Below are 19,948 nucleotides of genomic sequence, written 5' to 3' on the forward strand. Positions count from 1 at the left end.
GGAAAACGGTGTGAAAGAAAAGCTATAATTCCTACCATCCCCATAAATTACATGATACATATCGTATCATGTTGCTATTACAGGCTTTTTAAAAAAATTTGAGTGTATCTATCAATGATATCTTACCCCATTACCAAAGAATTTTTAAGTAAAAAAAGAACACCGATTCCTCGATGTTCTCACGTTAAACTTAATCTCCTAAATTAAAGCGTAATTTCATTTGATTGGCACCTTTGGCAATCATCTTGCCAATCATGGCCGTTGTTTTTTCAAGAGAAATTTGTGCCAGCTCGTCGTTGACCTTCGCCAAATAATCCGTAAGGTTCTCTTGTTTCATTGCTTCTTGATCGGCTGAAAGCTGACGATAACGAAAAGCCGCTACTGTTTCTTGTTCAAAAGAATCGGCAATGTCACTGTATAAATCATAGTTGGCATCTCCCAGCAAGGCGGCAGTACAACTCAACCAGTACATATTTGTCAAATCACAGGTGTCCGAGGTATTTCGGTAACAAGCAGGTGTCTTTTCAACATTGCTGTAAAAAGGAACGACGGAATTGAACGTATTCGGTCCAAAGGCCAGCCAGTGAATTCCGGCAAGCGCCTCCGGTACATCCTTACGAATTTGCAAAATATGCAATTCATGATTCCGGTTGATACCGATTGGACGAAATCGTTTCTTCTCTGCTTCCGTTCCCGTACCATAAGGATCATAAGGCGTATCTTGATAATGAGAACTCAAAACCCACTTTACATCTTCAATCGTGATTTTTTGTTTAGGGTAGCAAATAAATGGCAGATCCTGATCGGTTGGTTCAATTTCTGCTGCGGGATCAAAATATTTTTGTCCATACCATGCCCTTGGATTATTGTAATGGTTGTCTTTAATGGTCGCACTCCCAAAGATATGCCGTAAATTAACTCCTTCAAAATCAGGATTTAGGTGATGTTTTTCGATCAAATCTGGCAAATCTTTTGCGTAAAGAACATCGGCTGAATCAAAATCATAGTGATCGATATTCATGCGATTTGGAGCAATCACGTAAGCATCATCTGGAATTCGAATCGCTGCCCAATGATGTCCACCAATCGTTTCCAACCACCAAATTTCTTCCTTATCAGAAAAAGCAATGCCGTTTGGTTCGTACGTACCAAATTCTTCCAGCAATGCTCCCAAACGCAACACGCCTTCCTTAGCACTGTTGATATAAGGCAAGACAATTGTCAGCAAGTCTTCTTCTCCGATTCCGTCGGTAACATAGGGATCAATCCCTAAAACTCGAGAATTTGTCGTGATGGTTTCCGTAGCAGACATTGCAACATTTTTGCTATTGATTCCTGATTCTCCCCAGATGCCGATTTTCTCTTCGTCTGCGTCTGGTGTTGAAGTATAACGCAAAGGATTATCCGGCAACTGAATCGTTACTTTGCTGATTTTTGATTGATAGGTTCTTGGTTGTTGGTCTGGCGTAATTACGACAAATTTTTTAGGACCCAGTGCAACAGAACCGTCTTCATTGCGGGCAATCATCGTGGAGCCATCGATACTTGCATTTTTACCGACTAAAATCGTCGTGCAGGCACTCTTGAATTTTTTCATGGAATCTTCCTCTCTAAATTTCATTGACAAAACAAGTGTAATCCTAAATACAAAAGAAGGAAACAAAAAATTCTTATAAAACCGGATGATTGGCATTCTGCCCATTTTCAGCTAAGATAAACAAGGAAAAAGAACTTGATTTCTTTCAACTTATTTCCTACAAAATAACTAGTATAAAAACGAGGCGAATAGCAATGGATTTGTATACATCATTTATGGAACATACTTCGGTGCGTTCTTTTCAAGAAAAAAAAGTACCCGATTCTCTAAAAGAAAAACTGATTGCCGCTGCTCAAAGCGGATCAAGCTCTAATTTTGTTCAAGCCTATTCAATAATTGAAGTACGTGACCCGCAAAAACTAGCAACCATTGAATCAATTGCCAACTGTCCCGGTTATGTAACTGGCGCAGGTGTCTTTTATGTTTTTGTTGCCGATTTGAATCGTCACGCACAATTATTGGCACACCATCAACGAGCAACGGCTATTTCTAATCTGGAAACCATGGAAGCCTTGACCGTAGCAATCGTCGATACAACCATCGCCGCACAAAACATGGCGGTATTTGCAGAAGGCAACGGGTTAGGCATCTGCTACATTGGCGGCATCCGAAACGATTTGTTTCAACTGGCAGAATTGCTGGATTTACCAAAACACACTGTACCGCTTTTTGGTCTTTCTATTGGTTACCCCAAAATACGAAATCAGCCAAAAAAAAGATTGCCTGCCGCTGAAATTCTCAGTGTGGATCGCTACCAACCAGTAAACTTTGATCATCTGCAAGCCTATGACGAACAAACTGCCGCTTACTATGCGAAACGGACAACCAATCAGCAACAAACCTCATGGTCAAAAAAAATGCTGGCATTTTTTTCAGAGCCACGTCGTTTGGAAACCAGCGAATTTTTGAAGAAGCAAGGATTTCATTGGTAAAAGATTAAAAAGGGGAAGAATAGAGCAGAGAAAACCCACGAAAAGAAAAAAGTAACGAGAGGGATACAACCCGCACCTGTCACTTCACAAAGTTAACCAAAACAAGCGACTTGGCAAACCAAGGATTCCTAGACCATTCAAAAATCATAAAGAAACAAGCTGTAAACGCTGGGACGTCTACAGCTTGTTTCTTTATGTTAACTGTAAGCTTAAATAACACATTAAACAGTGCTTTTTTCTAAATAACTAGTTATTCCCCTGGTAATTGTGGCACACCTTTAGAAAATAGAAGCCAACATATACAAATCTAATACAATTTGTTATTCCTTATTTTTCTTTTTGCGATAATCCATAATTACCATAAGATCAAAATAGACATACAGGAATGAATCATTCACCTCCTATCGGATCGTTGTCTGAACTTTGTTATTGCATATAAATTATCTTTTTTTTATTATCAACAACTGTCCTGCAACAAGAATCAAAGTCACCCAAAATCCTCCAGTTACAAAATTTCTATTTATCAGATATTCTACTGTAATTCCAATTAAACTAGCCACCACGGTAACTATAAGGACACTAAGGTAAGGATGATATTCAGTATATTTTCTCCACTTTGTATACATTTTAATCACCCTAACTTTCACTTTCAATATTTACTTGGTTTTATATCGTGTAGCCCCGTGTCTTCCAGCACCAGGAGAAACCAGGACTAAAGCACTCATCAAACTTATACTAGCAATCATAATCTTTTTAATCAAATCTTTCATAACTAATTCACTATTTCTATTTTTTTCTCAAAACAAATTTTATTTTTAATAAACGTAATAAATATTCCTATTATTTTTTTGAAACTCAAATGCATTCTGTTAACCATCATAAACGCCATTAATCCATTCTAATCATGTTCTATTTAACATTTGCATAGCTATCATTTTTTTAATTGTACATCTAAAACAAAACACTCTCAATATTTATTAATTAACTTATTATTGATAAATTAAAAAAATAATCAATATCGCCTACTATTACTACCATTTTATTTTAATGTAGCTATAAAATGCCACTTTATATGCTGTCATCCTAACCCCTCGCTTTCTATACCTATTCTATCGAGAAACATTTTTTCGGCAATTAGTTGCCTTCCATCCATCGGCTTTTCATTTCAGCCAATCATTTTCCTTTTCTCGTCACGGCTTTTCCCGTACACTAAAAGAAAGAGCTTTAGAAAGAAGGGATTTTAATGGTACAGAAGATTCAATTAGAAAATAGTACTTTGACAGCAGAGGAAATTTTGGCGGCAGTCGGTGGGCAATTGGATTCCGTTGTTTCACTTACAAATGACCAAGGCTTGGATGTCACGGTCTTAACTCAAGAATCATGGGAACATTTATTGTCTTTATTAGATGCAGCTCAAGCAGAAGGCTACCGAATCCAACAAGAACTTCCAGAAGAAATTCTTCGAGAAGTTGATGCCCCTGAACCGCAGCAAGCAACTGGCTGGCGAACGGATGTCCCGGAAAAACTTCATCCTGCTCCTGATTTCAAATTAGAAGCCGGCGAAATTCCTACAAGTGATGATATTTTAGACTGATCTCAAAGCAAAAAGCAGTAAAACTCGTTCTCATTGTTGAACGGATTTTACTGCTTTTTATCTGATTTTTGGAAAGGATAAATGTAAACAAAAGAAATTATCCTTCATTTCAGCGGTCATTTTTCCGCCCATTTTTTCTGTCATGGTTTTGGCAATCGTTAAACCTAACCCACTGGCGGCATTGGTTCGACTAGCGTTTCCTGTATAAAAGCGATCAAACACTCGTTGAACATCCAGCGAAGAATCCTTCAAATCATTTTCAATTCGTAAAAGAACCTGCTCCTCCACCGTTACCGAAATAACAATTTGCTTTTTCGCATAGCGCAGACTGTTTTGAATGATATTTTGTACAACACGCGTGTACAGTAGCGGATCACCTAAAATCCACGTTTCCGGCACATCCTCTGGAAACTGTACCACCAACTGACCTTCCACAAATTGTTCATAATAACTAATAAATAATTCTTCCAATAGCTGATAGCTGGAAAACCGCACTTGTTGGATTGGCTGTTGGTCCAATTCGATTCTTGCTAATTCATAAAAATGTTCATTCATTTCAATCAACCGGTCGACCGATTTGCGAATATTTTGCAAATAGTGCTGCCGTTTTTGCGGATCAATTTCTTTTTCCATCAGTTGTGTGTAACCACTGATGGCTGTCAACGGGGTTCGCAAATCATGAGACAAACCCGTGATTGCTTGTTGCAAATTATTTTCCAATTGTTTGCTATGAATACTTTGTTCTTCATAATAAGACACTAATTGATTGATAGACTCGACAAGCTGCACCAATTCTTTTTCGTGAAAATCGACCGCCACTCGACCGCCATGGGAAGCATGTTCCGGCAGCTTCTTGATTTTTTGCCGCAAACGTCGCAGTTCTCGTTTAAGACTGTAAAGATAGCTCCCGCCTAGCAGTAAAAAGATTCCAATGATACTTGCTATTCCCCACATCTCACTGACTCCTTAATCAAATTTAAAGCCTACGCCCCAAACCGTTTTGATATATTCTGCGCCAGCTTGATGCAGCTTTCCTCGTAGATTGCTGATATGCACATTGATGGTTTTTTCGCCGGCAAGAAAAGGTTCCTGCCAGACAGTTTCATAAATGTTGCTGCGACTGAATACCTTTTTGGGAAACTGTAAAAAGAGCAGTAAAATTGCATATTCTCTAGCAGTCAAATGCAAAACAACCTCTTTTACTCGGACTTCCCTCGTCTCCAAATTAATGGAAAGCTCTTGATAATGTAACATCTGCCCCTTCGTTTCCTTCGTCGCATGCCGTAACTGAATTTGGATTCGTGCCAATAGTTCGTATAAATCAAACGGTTTGACCAAATAATCATCGGCTCCAGCTTTCAGCAGGGCAACTTTTTCTGTTAAGTCATTTTTTGCGGAAATTACGATGACTGGCAAAGAGGACTGCTGACGAATCCATGCCAACACCTCTTCCCCATTTAATCCCGGCAACATCAGATCCAGTAAAACCAAATCAAAATTTCCCTGCTGAAAACGTAATTGACCCTCCGTTCCAGAATAGGCACTGGTCACTTCATAATCAGCCAGCAATTCTTTGAGTATCGTTTGAATTTCTGCATCATCTTCCACCAATAAAATCTTGGTCATCTGCTCACCTACTTGATATCTGATCGTTTAAAAAAGAAAATCCCTATTCCTGATGATACCACAATCGTGAACAAACTAACGAAAATCAACCATGGAAACCGAGCAATTTCTGCCGGTTGTGTAAAGCTGGAATAAAATAGAAAGGTTCCAGTGATCCAATCCAGTAAAAATTGAGTAGCCGGACTTCGTTGCAACAAAGAAGGCAAAAAAATGATTCCCAAAATATACAGCCAATTCCAAATCAAGGAAATGCCGATGTTCTTCGTAATAAAAGAAATCATGACAAAAACTGCGACATTTGCCAGTATCAGCAAATAAATCGTTAAAAAGACATTGATGCCATAAAGAAAATAGTTATCGATTCCTTCCATCGAACCAAAACCAAAGAAAATTGTAAAACAGATCACCTCTAAAACCGTCAATACGACACAAGCAATCAACGTCACACCAGCCAACGTCACACCCTTTGCAAAATAAAAATGACTGCGGCTGCGACCAATCGATAACGCATTACGGATTGTTCCCTGCTGAAATTCTTCATTAACAAAAAAACTAACCAACGCGGCAAGAATAAACAAAACAATCTCACTGTTTTTTGCTACGCCAAGCACACCGGATGCACCATTCGTTACTAAATCCTTTACTGGTTCCAATACGACACCATATCGGGTTTCCACCCAACTATTGATTACTTGAAATATCGGAATAAACACAAAAAGTCCAAGAACCAACCATAATTTTCGACTTTTCAATAGTTTTAATTTATCGGCTCGAAGTAAGTTTGTCATGTTCGTTTCCCTCCGTAAGTTCCAAGAAATAAGTTTCCAGATTTTGACGGGTCACCCCGATGCGTGTGACCGGTATATCAGCCAACACCAGAAGTCGATTGAGCTGTGCTACCCGATCATTTTGTTGATAAATATGGATTGTCTTTTGATCCACCACTTTATACGCAGTGATTTTTTGTGCATCCAAAACCACCAGCGCCTTTTGAACAACTGGCGTTTCCAACTCGATGTACTGCCGACTTTCTTGCTGTAATTCTTCCTTTGTCAATTCTTTGATCAGTCGTCCTTTGTGTAAAATTCCATAATCTGTGGCAATTTCTGCCAACTCATTCAACAGATGGCTGGAAAGTAGGACGGTAATGCCTTTTTCGGTCACTAACTGCTGAATGATTTCTCGAATCTCAACGATTCCGGATGGGTCCAACCCGTTTGTCGGTTCATCTAAAATCAAAAATTCCGGATTTGTAATCAATGCCATTGCAATTGCCAAACGTTGCCGCATCCCTAAAGAAAAATTTTTCACTTTCTTTTTACCAGTATTTTGAAGATGCAGTAGCGTCAGTAAGTCAGAAATCTGACTTACTCCGACCCCGCCATTTGCTGCCTGTACTTGCAAATTTTCCATAGCGGTCAATTCTGGATACAGGGCGGGCGATTCAATGGATTGTCCCATTTGACGGCGTGCCTGTTGCAACCCTTGCTTGTCGGTTCGTCCAAACAATTCGATTTCCCCTTCATCAATCGCAATCAGGTCCATGATTGCCCGCATAAAAGTGGATTTCCCGGCGCCATTTTCGCCGATCAAGCCGTAGATTGCACCGCGTTTGATTGCAATGGACACATTATCCAATGCTTTGATCCCTTGATATTTCTTAGTAATATTGGTTGTTTTCAATACCAATTCCTGCATAGATTTCTTCACTCCTTTTTTTGTAGTTTATCGAAGAAGCATAAAGAAACCGGCTAAAAAAGATAAAAAAAGTATAAAGAAAACGCCGGAATTTTTCTCCGACGTTTTCTTGAGTATCTTTCCTGTTTAAAATGTCGCTTCATCTGGATTTTTTGCCAATCCAGCGACGCCATGCAGACCATCGATTAATTTTACATCTTCTGCCGTTAATTCAAAATCAAACAATTCGGTGTTTTCTTTGATTCGTTCATCATGAACTGATTTTGGCAGTGGTAAGAAACCGTGTTGCAAACTCCAACGCAAGACAACTTGTGCAACTGTCTTATTGTATTTATCTGCAACTTCTTTCAATTCAGGAACATCAAAAATTTTCCCAGTTCCCAGTGGACTGTATGCTTCACTCAAAATATCGTGGGCATCATTGTAAGCCACTACTTCGGGTTGTAAATCGCTTGGGTTCAAGAAAATTTGGTTAACAACTGGTTTGATTTTTGCGGTTTTCAACAACGCATCCAAATGGTGAGGACGGAAATTAGAAACACCGATGGCACGGATTTTACCCGCTTCCACAGCTTCTTCCATTGCCCGCCATGCCTCTGCATTGGCTTGTTCCCAATTTTCGCGAAAATCAATTGGATTAGGCCAGTGGATCAAATATAAATCTAAGTAGTCCACCCCTAATTTTGTTAGAGAATCTTCAATCGCTTGTTTTGCCAACGCATAAGAATGATGTTTGTTCCATAATTTTGTTGTAATAAATAGTTCTTCTCTAGGAACTCCGCTGGCCTTGATGCCTTTGCCCACGGATTCTTCATTACCATATGCTGCCGCTGTATCAATGTGACGATACCCAGCTTTCAAAGCGGCTAAAACGGATTCTTCTGCTACTTCACCAGAAGGTGTTTGCCATGTCCCAAAACCGACAACGGGAATTTCCACACCGTTTGCTAATTTGTACGTATCTTTTAAACTCATAAAATTGTGTCCTCCTCGTTCAATCGTTACTCTTTAACCTTACTCTATTTTACTATTTTTGTCAGAAAACTTGCACTAAAAAAGGAGCAGCCGCTAAACTGCTCCATCATTTTACTTATTTTCGAGGTTTTCACCATTTGATTCAATCACTTGCTTGTACCAATCAAAGGATTTTTTCTTGCTTCGTTTCAACGTACCATTTCCTTCATTGTCCCGATCTACATAAATAAAACCGTAACGTTTCTTCATTTCCCCGGTACCTGCAGAAACTAAATCGATACATCCCCAAGTTGTGTAACCTAAAAGATCAACGCCATCTTGTTCCACTGCATCTTTCATCGCTTGGATATGGGCAGCCAAGTACTCAATGCGGTAATCATCCTCTACATACCCGTTTTCATCCGGCGTATCGATTGCCCCCAGACCGTTTTCTACAATGAACAATGGTTTTTGGTAACGATCGTACAAATCATTCATGGTGATCCGCAAGCCTAGTGGATCGATTTGCCAACCCCATTCACTTGCTTCAAGATACGGATTTTTGACAGAAGCAAAAATATTCCCTGCTGTTTGCTCCAATAATTTTGGATCGGTCGTTGCTACTCGCGAAGAATAATAAGAGAAAGAAATAAAATCAACCGTATGAGCTTTTAACAGCTCCAAATCCCCCTCTTCCATTGCAATCGTGATACCGTTTCGTTCCATTTCTTTTAAGGCATAGGCTGGATATTCTCCCCGTGATTGCACATCAATGAAGAAATAATTTTCCCGATCTGCTTTCCGAGAAGCCCAAACATCTTCCGGTTTGCTTGTATAAGGATAGTTGGCACCTGCTGCCAGCATACAGCCCACTTTATTTTCCGGGTCCACTTCATGGGCGATTTTTGTTGCGATTGCACTGGCTAATAATTCGTGATGGGCCGCTTGGTACTTCACTTGTTCTTTGTTGTCGCCTTCTTCAAAGTATAACCCTGCGCCCATAAAAGGTGCATGAAGAATCATATTGATTTCATTAAAAGTCAACCAATATTTGACTAATCCTTTGTAACGATTAAAAATTACTCGACACAAGTTTTCATAAAATCCAACCAATTCCCGTGAACGCCACGCCCCGTAGGTTTCGATCAAATGCATCGGACAATCAAAATGAGTGATGGTCACTAGAGGTTCAATTCCGTATTTTTGGCATTCCTTGAAAACATCTTCGTAAAATTTCAGCCCGGCTTCGTTAGGTTCTTTTTCATCACCTTTGGGAAAAATCCGACTCCAAGCAATCGAGAGACGATAGGTTTTAAAGCCCATTTCCGCAAACAATGCGATATCTTCTTTATACTGATGGTACATATCGATGGCTACTTTTGCAGGATAAAAATGTTCATCATCAAAATCAAACATCTTCTTTTCGCCAGTAATTACTGGAAAACGATCTTTTCCAATTGGAACAACATCCACGTTTGCTAATCCGCGCCCATCTTCCGCGTATCCACCTTCACACTGATTGGCCGCTGTTGCGCCGCCCCATAAGAAATCTTTTCTAAAACTCATACCTCAAAATCCTCCTTGTTTTTACTTCGTTTTATTATTTGCCACCACGGGTTCTTCATCTAGCTGCCGTGCGATTTTGTCTTGAACCGTAATGCCGTCAGCTTCCAATTTTTCGATTGCTTCCGCAAATTGCGGCAAATGTGCTTTATGCGCAATAAATAGTTCATCCATCACTCGTTTTGCCGTTTCTCCCGAACGAACCAATGGATTGATTGTGAATGCTTGCAATGCCGTCCCATAGTCTCCCGTCACTGCGGCTTCAATCGTCACCAGTTCCATATTCTTCATTAACTGCAACCAACCTCGTTCTGCTGGCGGCAAAGAACCAAAGGCAACGTTTCTCGCACCTTGTCCTCCTACATAAGCCGTCACTTCAACTACACAATCTGCCGGTAAATCAGGAATTGCGCCATCATTTTTTGTTGACACGACAATTTGGGTCTCTTTGTTTCCATAAATAGATGCGATGGTTTCACAAGCTGCATCTGAATAATAGGCGCCTCCGCGTTTTTGCAGTTGCTCTGGTTTATGATCTAAATTCGGGTCTTTATAAAGTTCAAAAAGTTCTGCTTCGGTCTCTTTCACCTGTTGCGCCCGAGTACCGATCGTTTGATATTCCTCTAAAGCATGAGCCAGCATTTCTTCTTCTCGATAATAATAACGATGGTACCCACAAGGAATCATTTCCATCTGTAGCAATTGTTCTTTAAAAAATGGAATATCAAAAATATTTTTTGGCAGTCCATTGTCTTCTGCATAAAGCTGATCGATTAATTGTTTTGTTAAATCATTGCCTTTTTTATCCGCCACTTTATGCCAATGGAAATGATTCAATCCAGCAAACTTATAAATCAACTCTTCTTTTGGCTGCTTTAACATTTCCGGTTCCGTCATCATTGCCATCACCGGCACGTTACACAACCCGATCACTCGCTCCCATTTTCCGTAGCGCACAACTGCTTCTGTGACCATCCCGCTAGGATTGGCAAAATTAATCAACCAGGCATTCGGACAAAGACGTTTCATGTCTTCGACGATTTCTAAAATCACCGGAATTGTACGAAAAGCTTTGAACATTCCCCCAGCACCGTTTGTTTCTTGACCGATCATGCCGTAATAAGCCGGAATACGTTCGTCTTTTACTCGGGCATCCAACTGCCCCACCCGAAATTGTGTCGTAACAAAATCCGCATCTTTTAATGCTTCTTCTCGATTCAACGTGCAGTAAATAGTGACATCATAAGGAGAAGCATCCCACATACGTTGCGCCATTTCACCGACGATTGCTAATTTTTCTCGTCCTGCTTCAACATCCACCAGCCAAATTTCACGAATCGGTAGTTCTTCATATCGCTTAATAAAGCCTTCCATTAATTCCGGGGTATAGCTGCTACCGCCGCCAATCGTTGCAATTTTGATTCCAGTCATTCCATCGCCTCCGTTGAATTATTTACATTTTTATTATCTCGTTTGTAAATCCCTAAAACAAGATTAAACCGCTTTTATCAAAACCAATTTACATATTTTCGTTTCTTTTCGTAAAATTATGTAAATACGATTTACAAATTACAAAAAAATTTTGCTAGCACTTTAAAATACGCTATGATAGATTTACATAAATTAATTATTATTTGTAAAAAGGAGTGAAGAGATGCTAGTCAGTGAAAAGATAAAGCAAACGGATTTTTCTACCGCAGAATCGGCAGTGATTACCTATATTTTGAACCATTCCGAAAATTTGGCCGATAAGACCATCAAAGAAATTGCACAAGCAACCTTCGTTCATCCTTCTACCCTAATTCGAATCGCAAAAAAATTAGGTTTTACCGGTTGGATTGAGTTGCGGGATGTCTACTTGACGGAACAAAATTATTTGCAGCAGCATTTTACAAAAGTAGATGCAAACTTGCCTTTTTCCGCAACAGATGGGCTTTTGACGATTGCCAATAAACTAGCAGTCTTAGAAAAAACAACGATTGATGACACTCTGAGTTTATTGACTCACGATGAACTGCAGCAGGCCAAACAATTTTTATTAAAAGCTACCACCATAAAAATTTTTGCCAGCAACGCCAATACACTGATCTCACAGGATTTCGCGTTAAAAATGAAACGCATCAAAAAAGAAGTCTCGATCGTCACTACTTTTGGTGAAGCTGCCTATGAAGCCTACAATTGTTCCAGCGACACGTGCGCTATTTTGATCTCTTATACCGGTGAAAACCAAATGACCTTGCAAATCGCTGATTTACTAAAGAAAAACCACGTTCCGATCATTGCTTTAACGAGTATCGGAAATAATTCCCTGACAAAAATCAGTGATACAGCTTTGCATTTAACCACTCGGGAACGTCTTTATTCTAAAATAGGTAATTTTACCATCAACACTTCCATTTGTTACTTGTTAGATGTGCTGTACAGTTGTATTTTTGCCGAAAATTATCAGCAAAATCTTCAGCATTTGGTTCAAATCGGTCAAGCCATCGACAAACGACCAATCTCTTCTACCGTTATGCAGGAAAAACCGTTGGACTCTTTGATTCATGATTCTTTTTTGCCCAATTGACAATAAAACAAACGGTCTCAAAAGATTTTTTCTTGAGAGACCGTTTAGAAATCCATTAAATCAAAGCCGTAATCAATTCATCTCCATTACTGACGAAGGAATTCTGACTTTCTAAAATATCCAAATAATCCTCTGCGTTCGTTACGATAACCGGAGTTTCCACACTGTAGCCGGCTTGTTTGATGGCTTCCAAATCAAAGGTAATCAACGCTTGTCCTTTTTTCACTTGGTCGCCTTGCTGCACATGCGCTTCAAAAAACTTTCCATTCAGTTGAACAGTATCCAAACCAATATGGATCAACAATTCCAATCCGCCGTCAGAAACCAGCCCAATGGCATGTTTCGTTGGAAACAATGTCATCACTGTACCGTCAAATGGTGCCACGACTTCGCCGGTTTTTGGATAAATCAAGATTCCTTTTCCTAAAGCCCCTTGAGCAAAGGCTTCATCTTTTGCGACCGATAAAGGAGCGATTTCTCCTTGCAGAGGTGCGCTAATCGTTTCTTTAACTGTTGTTGCCGTATTTTTAACCGAAACTTCTGCTTCCACTGCATCGTCTTTCCAGAAGAAGAAAGTCAAGACAAAACCGACAACCGAAGCGATGGCAACAGCAATTAATGAGTAGACCATTCCACTCATATCACCTGTCTCTGTGTTGACAAAACTAGGAATCCCAAAAACGCCTAATCCGCCCATTGTGAATTGCCGTGCTCCCATTGCAGCTAAGAAAGCGCCACTGATCCCTCCACCAATCATTGAGAAAATAAATGGTTTTTTCTTAGGTAAGGATAATCCATAAATCGCCGGCTCTGTTACACCACAAAGTCCGGAAATAACTGCCGGAATAACCAAGGCTTTTTCTTTCGGGTTTTTCAATTTGAAATACATTGCAAAGACTGCCGCAGTTTGAGCAAAACTTGCCCCAAAGGTACCAATTAAAGCTGTCGCAAACCCTAAGGAAGACAGTTGAATCATCGCAATTGGAATGACACTCCAATGAAGCCCGAAGATAACCAAAACTTGCCATAGCGTTCCTAGAATCAGACCAAATAAAATCGGTGAGAAATTCATCAAAGCATCAAATCCACCCGCTAGCAGATTGGTCAGCAAGCTAATCACTGGTCCAATTACTAAGAACCCTAGTGGAACGGAAATCAGCAATACGAAAAAAGGAACAAAGAATGCTTGAAGCAATTCAGGCAACGTCTTTTTCGCAACCTTTTGAACCTTGCTCGCCACCCATACGACAAAAATCGCTGGAACCACTGAACTGGTATAGTTTGTTGCTACCAAAGGAATCCCTAAAAATGTTGTGTAGACGGGACTAGCAAACAAACTGCCATTAAACAAGGTCATGATCGGTTCTCCAGCAGCCGAAAAAGCATCCAATTGCAAACTCGGATAAACTAAAGCTGCACCAATCGCTAATCCCACATATTGATTGACGTTGAATTTTTTCGCCGCCGCAACAGCCACTGCTACTGGCATGAAGTAAAACAACGCATCCCCAACACCATTCAACATCTGATAAGTACCGTTGGTGGTCGCTAAAACCCCTGTTGCTACCAATAGCGCATTGATCCCTTTAATCATCCCACTGGCAGCTAATGCGCCTAAAAACGGTTGAAACACCGAACTGATGACATCGATCAACGTATTGAAAATTCCTTGGTTTGTTTTTTCTTCCCCGTCTTCACTCATGACACCCGTCACTTCCACGACATCCTCAAAAACTGCCGGTACATGATTACCAATGACCACTTGATACTGACCGCCACTTTTCATTACGGTCACTACCCCATCCATGTTTTTCAGAATTTCATCGTTTGCTTTGCTTTCATCTTTTAACTTGAAGCGTAAGCGAGTGATACAATGTGTCAAACCATTGATATTTTCTTTTCCACCGACATTTGCTACAATTTTCTTTGCTAATTCTTGATATTTTCCCATGATTCTTCCTCCAATTTTGTTTTGATTGAAGGTTTAGCCAACTGAATGTCACTATCCAAAACGAAGCTTTTCCTGAAGCTTCATAGGCAGATGGGCTCTGCATTTTTGTTCAACAATCCTCCTTAAATTTTTTATTCTCAACGACTTTTTTGCACCAAACGGGCAATATGAATCGTTAAATACATTTTTTCGTCACTAGACATTGTGTAGGAATATTTATCTGCAAGAAATTGATCGATTTTTTCGACACAACGCAACGCATTACTGTATTTTTTTGTAACGATCTGCAACAATTCCTCTTCTACCTCGCCATCGTGGATTGTTTGGCTGGTAACTCGGGATAAAAAGAAGCGTAAATGAGTAGTAAATCGATAAAAATAAACCGACTCTTCATCAAAATCAATCTTAAAATAATAGCGAACAATATTTATAATATCCTGTAAAGTCTTGGTGAAGGCGTACATGTCTTCCTGACCTTCTTCTGTCTGACCATTCACCAGATGCAAGGCGATAAACCCAGCTTCATCTTCTGAGAGCTGCACTTGATAATATTCACTGATTTTTTCCGTTGCCTTTTTCCCAACCTGGAATTCTTTAGGAAACAACCGTTTAATATCCCAAAGCAAAATATTTGGGACTGAAATGTTGTTTTTGCTGCGTTCGATTGCTGTGTACAAGTGATCCGTCAGCGACACATAGACTGATTCATTCAAGGAGATCTCAAGAGAAGATTTTGCGTATTCAATAATTTCATCTGCCAATGCTAGATACTCAATAGGAATATCGTTTAGCAATTCCTGAAATTTCTGTGCTGTTGAGGTATTTGTCAAACGAAAGACTTTGTCGATTTTTTCTGCTGGAATCAAATCTCCGGCGCGTTTATTAAATGCCAAGCCTCTGCCCATTGCGATGATCTCGTTGTTCTCATTATCCCTTGAAACAATGACATTGTTATTTAGAATCTTTTCAATCCGCACTTTTCAAACTCCTTCCCATAAAAAAAGCCTAATTATCCTCAAAAAAAGACGAAAAAATTCGTTTTTAAGGCAATTAGGTTTAGCTTGTATTGAAACAATCACTATCCACATATTCTTATTACTTAAAATATACCGAGTTTGCGAAAGAAAGTCAATGTTTTTTAAAGCGCTTTATTTTTATGAACTATACAATCCGTGTATTATGTGTAACAACTCTATCTATTCAAGAAAACTATGGTAACATACACTAAAAAGAGGAAATCAGCCTATGTTTAAAAAATTGTAAAAGGAATTTCATGAAACGAAACAAGTAAATGAAGACCTTTTGCAATGGGTGCTTATCAGAAAATGAAACCCAAAAGGATAAATAAATTGTAAAGAAAAAACTACCCGATTGAAACGTCTACAATCAATAGGTATCTTACGAACTAATCTGATTAGCTTAAATCTAATGAAATTTGAAAGGAAGAAATGAAATGGAATTATTCAAAACTGTTGGATTTTGGGGAACTGTTCTATTTTTTGTTCTACTGATTTCAGGAATATGGACTAAAGACAATGTTGTGATAATAACATCAATCATTTTTATTGGCGTGGGAATATATGGGATGTACGTTACTTCTAAAAAGGATAAAAAAAACTAACATAAATAAAAAACATCTAAAGAAAGGTTAAGACTACTGACCAAATGGTTCGTTCAGAAAAGACTGAGAATTCAGCTTTGTTGCTCTTATTTCTTTTTGTTCAACTTGCTTTCTAATTTTTCAACGTAAAGTCCAAACATTAATCACAAAGCAGGAACAGAACATACAAGTGTAAGCAAATATACATTCAATTGCTACTTTTCAGTTTTCTTTTCTCCTCCCTAAATACCTGTACAAATAATGATAAGAAAAGACTCATTGGCACTAAACCTGGAAATCCAGTAGCGAAAAAACTTAGGGGTGGTACGAACTTTTTAATGAGCCAAAGTGCAGAGATTCCAAAAAACCAATTATACTGTATATACATTTTGCCTTTTGTTGATTTTTTCTTAGCATTTTTCTTTCCTTCCTTTTAATTAACAGGCCACTAGATACCATCAAAAATATTGGATGTCATAGAAAAATCAGGAATACAGATAGAGATGTTCATGAAATATGCAGTGTCCCTATAATTGAAATAACGTAGTATTTATGCCATTATTTCCAATATAAAGTTGTGGAAAATTTAATAAAAATATTCTTTAACTGAAATGGGGAGAATAAAATGAAAATAGCTATTTCTGTTTTTGTAGTGTTGTTAGCTCTAGTTGGTGGTTATTTTAGTTATGGATATTTTGCAAGTGATCTTGGTCAACTAATTAGAAACAGAAAAGATTCAGGAATTTCTTTTGGTTCTATGATTAAATTGATATGGAATGATTTGTCACGTAAATTTAAAGGACAGAAGTAATTTCATTCTTTTTAGTTTATTATTATTAATATCTATATAAAACAATTCGCTATGTTATCTGACATTTATAAAATTAAACTTATACTTCCTCTTAAATATTAGTTATTTATTGATTATGTTAATTTAATCAGTAAATAACTATTTTAATTTTGATCTTAGACTCAAGTGATTTTTATTCGCTACTCTTTTTTTTATTAGCAATGACTCCTTGTACTCCTAAAAATAAGAACACGGCTACTAATACTAGTCCAGGAAAACCAGTGGTTAAAAAGCTCAAAGAAGGTACAAATTCTTTAATAATCCCTAAAACAATAATTCCAAGAAAACCAATTATACTGTATATATTTATTTTAGACTTCTGAAATTTTTTTAACATTTTCGACACCTCCAATTAACAGCGAGTCAATGTTCAATAGGCTGCTGGATACCCAACTCCGTAAATCTCTATCCTTTCAGAAATTTACTAATAAAAAAGTCATAGATTCTCTTTTGTTACGGGCCAAATTCTAATGATAGATTTCCCGATAATTTGATTTGACTCCACATTTCCAAATACCCGACTATCTTCAGAGACCAATCGATTATCTCCCAGTAGAAAATAATTATTTTCTGGTACGTGTATTTCAAAGTCTTGATTAGTAAAATTTTTTGAATTTCGAGCTAATTCTTGATATTGTTCACTGTATGTATATACTTCCTGTAATTTATTTTCCTTAAATAGTTTTAGATACTCTTTTAGATAGCTTTCGTTAACTAATTTCCCATTAATTTTCATCTTATCATTTTTGAACGAAATATAATCTCCTGGAATTCCAATAACTCTTTTGATAATAATTTTTTTCTTTACAGTTGGGTGTTTTACTACAACAATATCTAATCGTTTAATATTTTGTGACTTTAATATTAGTAACCTTTCGTTTGTTTGTAATGTTGGATCCATAGAATGTCCCATTACTTTTACAGGTTGAAAAACAAACATTCTTAGATACAACACGAAAAGAATTATTCCTATTACTGGTATAAATCTTTTAAAAAAAGGTCTTACTTTTTGTTTCATGTTTTCGCCCTTAACTATTAAAAGCGCTTGCAAAAAATCTTATTCGTATTTTACTATACAAATTAATAAAATGGTAGATTAAAAAATATAATTACTCTAACAAATTTACTATATCATTTAGGTTTCTGCTTGAGTTGAGAAATAGCAAGAATACAGTATTAACTTTTCATAAAATGAGCTTTTAGGATGGAAACGATATTTTCTTAGAGTTGGGTATCGTCTTCCTTTCGTTCTCGTTCCCTTTCAATACGTTTGAGATTTTGTTCTCGTAAATACAATTCAGAATTTGCGTTCCGATTAAATGAATCTCCACCTAAAAAGCGTATGTTCCTAAAAAGTGCAGCAATTTTTTTTACTATGTTCCCCATAGCCCTCTCCCTCCGATCAGAATAGTAATACACTGTATATCTTCTATTTTAGCATTTAATGTCCATCTTACTAATTAATCCGTTTGATTTCACAAAAATCAAAGATATTTTTGATAACAGGCAGATTTTAAAAACTTTTCCTCATTCAGGTATCCGTTTTGACAAACGCATCAGACAAAAAAATAGTCCTAATAAAACATTGAGCATGAGCATTTTCCAAAAAAGAGAGTTGATTTTCTACGTGATAGAAGGAGAACCGGTTTTCACGTTGCAAGTAATCAACGTAAAAATGGACTATGTGAACCGGTTAAAGAATTTATTTAACATTTATCAACCGGATAAACCCGACTGATTTATACCTATAGAGAATTATTGTGAAAAAACCAAAAAGCAACGAAGCAAGATTACTTGGTATGCTTCGTTGCTCATAAAATCATCCATCTTCTAATTAAAAAAGTAATTTTATTTATGATTACTCGTGTCATTAGCTTGTTTTTTTAACTCTTCTTTTATTTCCTTTAAACTATTTAAAACTTTAATCATAAAGATAAAAAGAGAGATACCTAGAATGAGTTTTCCCACACCCAAAATATAACTGAGGATCATAGCTATTTCTACTATCATTTCAATCCTCCTTCCGATATTTTATAAGTTATATTCTAACCAAAACTTATCACTTCCGACGCTAAAGTATAGGTATTTAGTTGATGTACCAGAAGGTAATCCTAAACCAGGTGCAATGCTTCATTGCCCTTTTATTCCACCATAACACGAAATCGCTTTCTTTAAAATATTTTTTTGCTTTTTTGAATAATAGTATTAATTTTATTTATATGACACTATACGATAACGATTCAATGGAAATAGACAATTAATTTTTATCTGTAGCTAAGATAAGCTAGGATCAAAAAACGAGCACTACTCCAAAAATAATCAAGACCTTCTCCTTCATTCATTTCCCATCGCCCAAACTTAAAAAGACTGTAGACCTAAGCCAACCCACAGCTTTGTCTACAGTCTTTTCCCTTATGTTATTTCTTTAGATAGGTTTTCAAACGATTGATTTCATCTTCACTGACTTGATGGTCACCGTCCAACAATAGAAAATGAACATTGGAAAAAGATTTTTCCAATTGTTGTGACAATGTCAACGCTTCTCCCGGTAAGCTGATAGAATCTTGCGCACCACTGGTCAACAAAAGCTGTGTCGAAGCTGCTGTCGTTTCGAATTGATAGACGAAATTACTTGGATGAAGTAAAATAACCGTATCAGCAAGTTCAGGCTGCTTTTCCAACAAGCCTAAAATAAAATTAGCACCATTAGAATAACCGATGAAAATGATTCGTTCTTTTTTGGTTACGGTTGGCCATTCTTCTTCAAGAAATTCTGTCACTCGTTTTTCAAAATCAACCCGATCCAATTTTCCATCGACTAATTGTGCAAAGAATCGACGTTCCTGACCCGTTTTTTCAGTTCCCAAATAGCTCAGTACACTAGCATCCGGAAATAAAGCCGCGATTGTCGACAGCAGTTGGTATTCATTACCGCCGGTTCCATGAAAGGCAACGACTAGCGTATCATCTTGCCCTTGTTGAAAAAATTTTTCCATAATAACCTCCTAAGAGAA

Annotated in this window: 19 protein-coding genes; 5 read left to right on the forward strand and 14 right to left on the reverse strand. The window is 37.8% G+C overall.

The annotated features are described in order from the left end of the window. Nucleotides 1-190: 190 nt before the first annotated feature. The gene (locus FFM66_RS06240; RefSeq protein WP_137605390.1) at nucleotides 191-1,597 is read right to left on the reverse strand and encodes a C69 family dipeptidase; all 1,407 of its coding nucleotides are present in this window, start codon (nucleotides 1,595-1,597) and stop codon (nucleotides 191-193) included. 194 nt (nucleotides 1,598-1,791) lie between these two features. Here FFM66_RS06240 and FFM66_RS06245 point away from each other — a divergent pair, with 194 nt between their 5' ends. Continuing rightward, complete coding sequence (locus FFM66_RS06245; protein ID WP_137605343.1) at nucleotides 1,792-2,529, forward strand: NADPH-dependent oxidoreductase; 738 nt, start codon at nucleotides 1,792-1,794, stop codon at nucleotides 2,527-2,529. A 1,243-nt stretch (nucleotides 2,530-3,772) separates the two neighbouring features. Continuing rightward, complete coding sequence (locus FFM66_RS06255; RefSeq protein WP_137605345.1) at nucleotides 3,773-4,123, forward strand: hypothetical protein; 351 nt, start codon at nucleotides 3,773-3,775, stop codon at nucleotides 4,121-4,123. Between the two features lie 57 nt (nucleotides 4,124-4,180). Here the strand turns inward: FFM66_RS06255 and FFM66_RS06260 are convergent, their stop codons facing one another. From FFM66_RS06260 to FFM66_RS06290, 7 genes are all read right to left on the reverse strand, one after another. Beyond that, the gene (locus tag FFM66_RS06260; protein ID WP_137605346.1) at nucleotides 4,181-5,077 is read right to left on the reverse strand and encodes a sensor histidine kinase; all 897 of its coding nucleotides are present in this window, start codon (nucleotides 5,075-5,077) and stop codon (nucleotides 4,181-4,183) included. 12 nt (nucleotides 5,078-5,089) lie between these two features. Then, entirely contained in the window at nucleotides 5,090-5,749 is a 660-nt protein-coding gene (locus tag FFM66_RS06265) for a response regulator transcription factor (RefSeq protein WP_137605347.1), read from the reverse strand. 8 nt (nucleotides 5,750-5,757) lie between these two features. After that, nucleotides 5,758-6,537: an ABC transporter permease gene (locus tag FFM66_RS06270; RefSeq protein ID WP_137605348.1), complete on the reverse strand. Its 780-nt coding sequence runs from the start codon at nucleotides 6,535-6,537 to the stop codon at nucleotides 5,758-5,760. Next, nucleotides 6,512-7,447 carry an ATP-binding cassette domain-containing protein gene (locus tag FFM66_RS06275; RefSeq protein ID WP_048603918.1) on the reverse strand — a complete coding sequence of 312 codons (936 nt, stop codon included), beginning with the start codon at nucleotides 7,445-7,447 and terminating at the stop codon, nucleotides 6,512-6,514. The genes FFM66_RS06270 and FFM66_RS06275 overlap by 26 nt, the downstream gene beginning before the upstream one ends. A 126-nt stretch (nucleotides 7,448-7,573) precedes the next feature. Further along, nucleotides 7,574-8,422 (reverse strand): aldo/keto reductase, encoded by an 849-nt coding sequence (locus FFM66_RS06280; RefSeq protein ID WP_137605349.1) that lies wholly within the window; start codon nucleotides 8,420-8,422, stop codon nucleotides 7,574-7,576. Nucleotides 8,423-8,533: 111 nt separating this feature from the next. After that, a complete protein-coding gene (locus FFM66_RS06285) occupies nucleotides 8,534-9,967 on the reverse strand; it encodes a 6-phospho-beta-glucosidase (protein ID WP_137605350.1) in 1,434 nt (477 codons plus the stop codon). A 21-nt stretch (nucleotides 9,968-9,988) separates the two neighbouring features. Beyond that, complete coding sequence (locus FFM66_RS06290) at nucleotides 9,989-11,395, reverse strand: 6-phospho-beta-glucosidase (RefSeq protein WP_048603915.1); 1,407 nt, start codon at nucleotides 11,393-11,395, stop codon at nucleotides 9,989-9,991. A gap of 223 nt (nucleotides 11,396-11,618) precedes the next feature. Here FFM66_RS06290 and FFM66_RS06295 point away from each other — a divergent pair, with 223 nt between their 5' ends. Continuing rightward, the gene (locus FFM66_RS06295; protein ID WP_137605351.1) at nucleotides 11,619-12,533 is read left to right on the forward strand and encodes a MurR/RpiR family transcriptional regulator; all 915 of its coding nucleotides are present in this window, start codon (nucleotides 11,619-11,621) and stop codon (nucleotides 12,531-12,533) included. Nucleotides 12,534-12,588: 55 nt separating this feature from the next. Here the strand turns inward: FFM66_RS06295 and FFM66_RS06300 are convergent, their stop codons facing one another. Further along, nucleotides 12,589-14,484, reverse strand: a complete 1,896-nt coding sequence (locus FFM66_RS06300) for a beta-glucoside-specific PTS transporter subunit IIABC (RefSeq protein WP_137605352.1) — start codon at nucleotides 14,482-14,484, stop codon at nucleotides 12,589-12,591. Between the two features lie 137 nt (nucleotides 14,485-14,621). Then, the gene (gene licT, locus FFM66_RS06305; protein ID WP_048603912.1) at nucleotides 14,622-15,461 is read right to left on the reverse strand and encodes a BglG family transcription antiterminator LicT; all 840 of its coding nucleotides are present in this window, start codon (nucleotides 15,459-15,461) and stop codon (nucleotides 14,622-14,624) included. Nucleotides 15,462-15,937: 476 nt separating this feature from the next. Here licT and FFM66_RS11350 point away from each other — a divergent pair, with 476 nt between their 5' ends. Both FFM66_RS11350 and FFM66_RS06310 read left to right on the forward strand, forming a co-directional pair. Then, complete coding sequence (locus FFM66_RS11350; protein ID WP_171000805.1) at nucleotides 15,938-16,105, forward strand: hypothetical protein; 168 nt, start codon at nucleotides 15,938-15,940, stop codon at nucleotides 16,103-16,105. A 604-nt stretch (nucleotides 16,106-16,709) separates the two neighbouring features. Next, entirely contained in the window at nucleotides 16,710-16,895 is a 186-nt protein-coding gene (locus FFM66_RS06310; RefSeq protein WP_137605353.1) for a hypothetical protein, read from the forward strand. Between the two features lie 172 nt (nucleotides 16,896-17,067). On the opposite strand, the gene FFM66_RS06315 is transcribed toward FFM66_RS06310, so the two are convergent. The 4 genes from FFM66_RS06315 to FFM66_RS06330 form a co-directional block, all read right to left on the reverse strand. Further along, entirely contained in the window at nucleotides 17,068-17,271 is a 204-nt protein-coding gene (locus FFM66_RS06315; RefSeq protein ID WP_137605354.1) for a hypothetical protein, read from the reverse strand. Nucleotides 17,272-17,370: 99 nt separating this feature from the next. Beyond that, nucleotides 17,371-17,952 carry a signal peptidase I gene (lepB, locus tag FFM66_RS06320; protein WP_137605355.1) on the reverse strand — a complete coding sequence of 194 codons (582 nt, stop codon included), beginning with the start codon at nucleotides 17,950-17,952 and terminating at the stop codon, nucleotides 17,371-17,373. A gap of 830 nt (nucleotides 17,953-18,782) precedes the next feature. After that, entirely contained in the window at nucleotides 18,783-18,944 is a 162-nt protein-coding gene (locus tag FFM66_RS11355; protein WP_171000806.1) for a hypothetical protein, read from the reverse strand. Between the two features lie 407 nt (nucleotides 18,945-19,351). After that, nucleotides 19,352-19,930, reverse strand: coding sequence for an alpha/beta hydrolase (locus FFM66_RS06330; protein ID WP_137605357.1), 579 nt, complete (start codon nucleotides 19,928-19,930; stop codon nucleotides 19,352-19,354). Between the last annotated feature and the right edge of the window lie 18 nt (nucleotides 19,931-19,948).

It is taken from the genome of Enterococcus songbeiensis (assembly GCF_005405265.1).
Classification (GTDB): domain Bacteria; phylum Bacillota; class Bacilli; order Lactobacillales; family Enterococcaceae; genus Enterococcus_C; species Enterococcus_C songbeiensis.

Excerpts from the sequence above, each read along its gene's own strand:
- FFM66_RS06310 (WP_137605353.1), top strand. The coding sequence starts at position 16,710 with ATGAAAATAGCTATTTCTGTTTTTGTAGTGTTGTTAGCTCTAGTTGGT.
- FFM66_RS06330 (WP_137605357.1), bottom strand. The coding sequence starts at position 19,930 with ATGGAAAAATTTTTTCAACAAGGGCAAGATGATACGCTAGTCGTTGCC.
- FFM66_RS06265 (WP_137605347.1), bottom strand. The coding sequence starts at position 5,749 with ATGACCAAGATTTTATTGGTGGAAGATGATGCAGAAATTCAAACGATA.
- FFM66_RS11350 (WP_171000805.1), top strand. The coding sequence starts at position 15,938 with ATGGAATTATTCAAAACTGTTGGATTTTGGGGAACTGTTCTATTTTTT.
- FFM66_RS06280 (WP_137605349.1), bottom strand. The coding sequence starts at position 8,422 with ATGAGTTTAAAAGATACGTACAAATTAGCAAACGGTGTGGAAATTCCC.
- FFM66_RS06290 (WP_048603915.1), bottom strand. The coding sequence starts at position 11,395 with ATGACTGGAATCAAAATTGCAACGATTGGCGGCGGTAGCAGCTATACC.
- FFM66_RS06255 (WP_137605345.1), top strand. The coding sequence starts at position 3,773 with ATGGTACAGAAGATTCAATTAGAAAATAGTACTTTGACAGCAGAGGAA.
- lepB (WP_137605355.1), bottom strand. The coding sequence starts at position 17,952 with ATGAAACAAAAAGTAAGACCTTTTTTTAAAAGATTTATACCAGTAATA.
- FFM66_RS06260 (WP_137605346.1), bottom strand. The coding sequence starts at position 5,077 with ATGTGGGGAATAGCAAGTATCATTGGAATCTTTTTACTGCTAGGCGGG.
- FFM66_RS06240 (WP_137605390.1), bottom strand. The coding sequence starts at position 1,597 with ATGAAAAAATTCAAGAGTGCCTGCACGACGATTTTAGTCGGTAAAAAT.
- FFM66_RS06295 (WP_137605351.1), top strand. The coding sequence starts at position 11,619 with ATGCTAGTCAGTGAAAAGATAAAGCAAACGGATTTTTCTACCGCAGAA.
- FFM66_RS06270 (WP_137605348.1), bottom strand. The coding sequence starts at position 6,537 with ATGACAAACTTACTTCGAGCCGATAAATTAAAACTATTGAAAAGTCGA.
- FFM66_RS06275 (WP_048603918.1), bottom strand. The coding sequence starts at position 7,447 with ATGCAGGAATTGGTATTGAAAACAACCAATATTACTAAGAAATATCAA.
- FFM66_RS11355 (WP_171000806.1), bottom strand. The coding sequence starts at position 18,944 with ATGATAGTAGAAATAGCTATGATCCTCAGTTATATTTTGGGTGTGGGA.
- FFM66_RS06245 (WP_137605343.1), top strand. The coding sequence starts at position 1,792 with ATGGATTTGTATACATCATTTATGGAACATACTTCGGTGCGTTCTTTT.
- FFM66_RS06315 (WP_137605354.1), bottom strand. The coding sequence starts at position 17,271 with ATGTTAAAAAAATTTCAGAAGTCTAAAATAAATATATACAGTATAATT.
- FFM66_RS06300 (WP_137605352.1), bottom strand. The coding sequence starts at position 14,484 with ATGGGAAAATATCAAGAATTAGCAAAGAAAATTGTAGCAAATGTCGGT.
- FFM66_RS06285 (WP_137605350.1), bottom strand. The coding sequence starts at position 9,967 with ATGAGTTTTAGAAAAGATTTCTTATGGGGCGGCGCAACAGCGGCCAAT.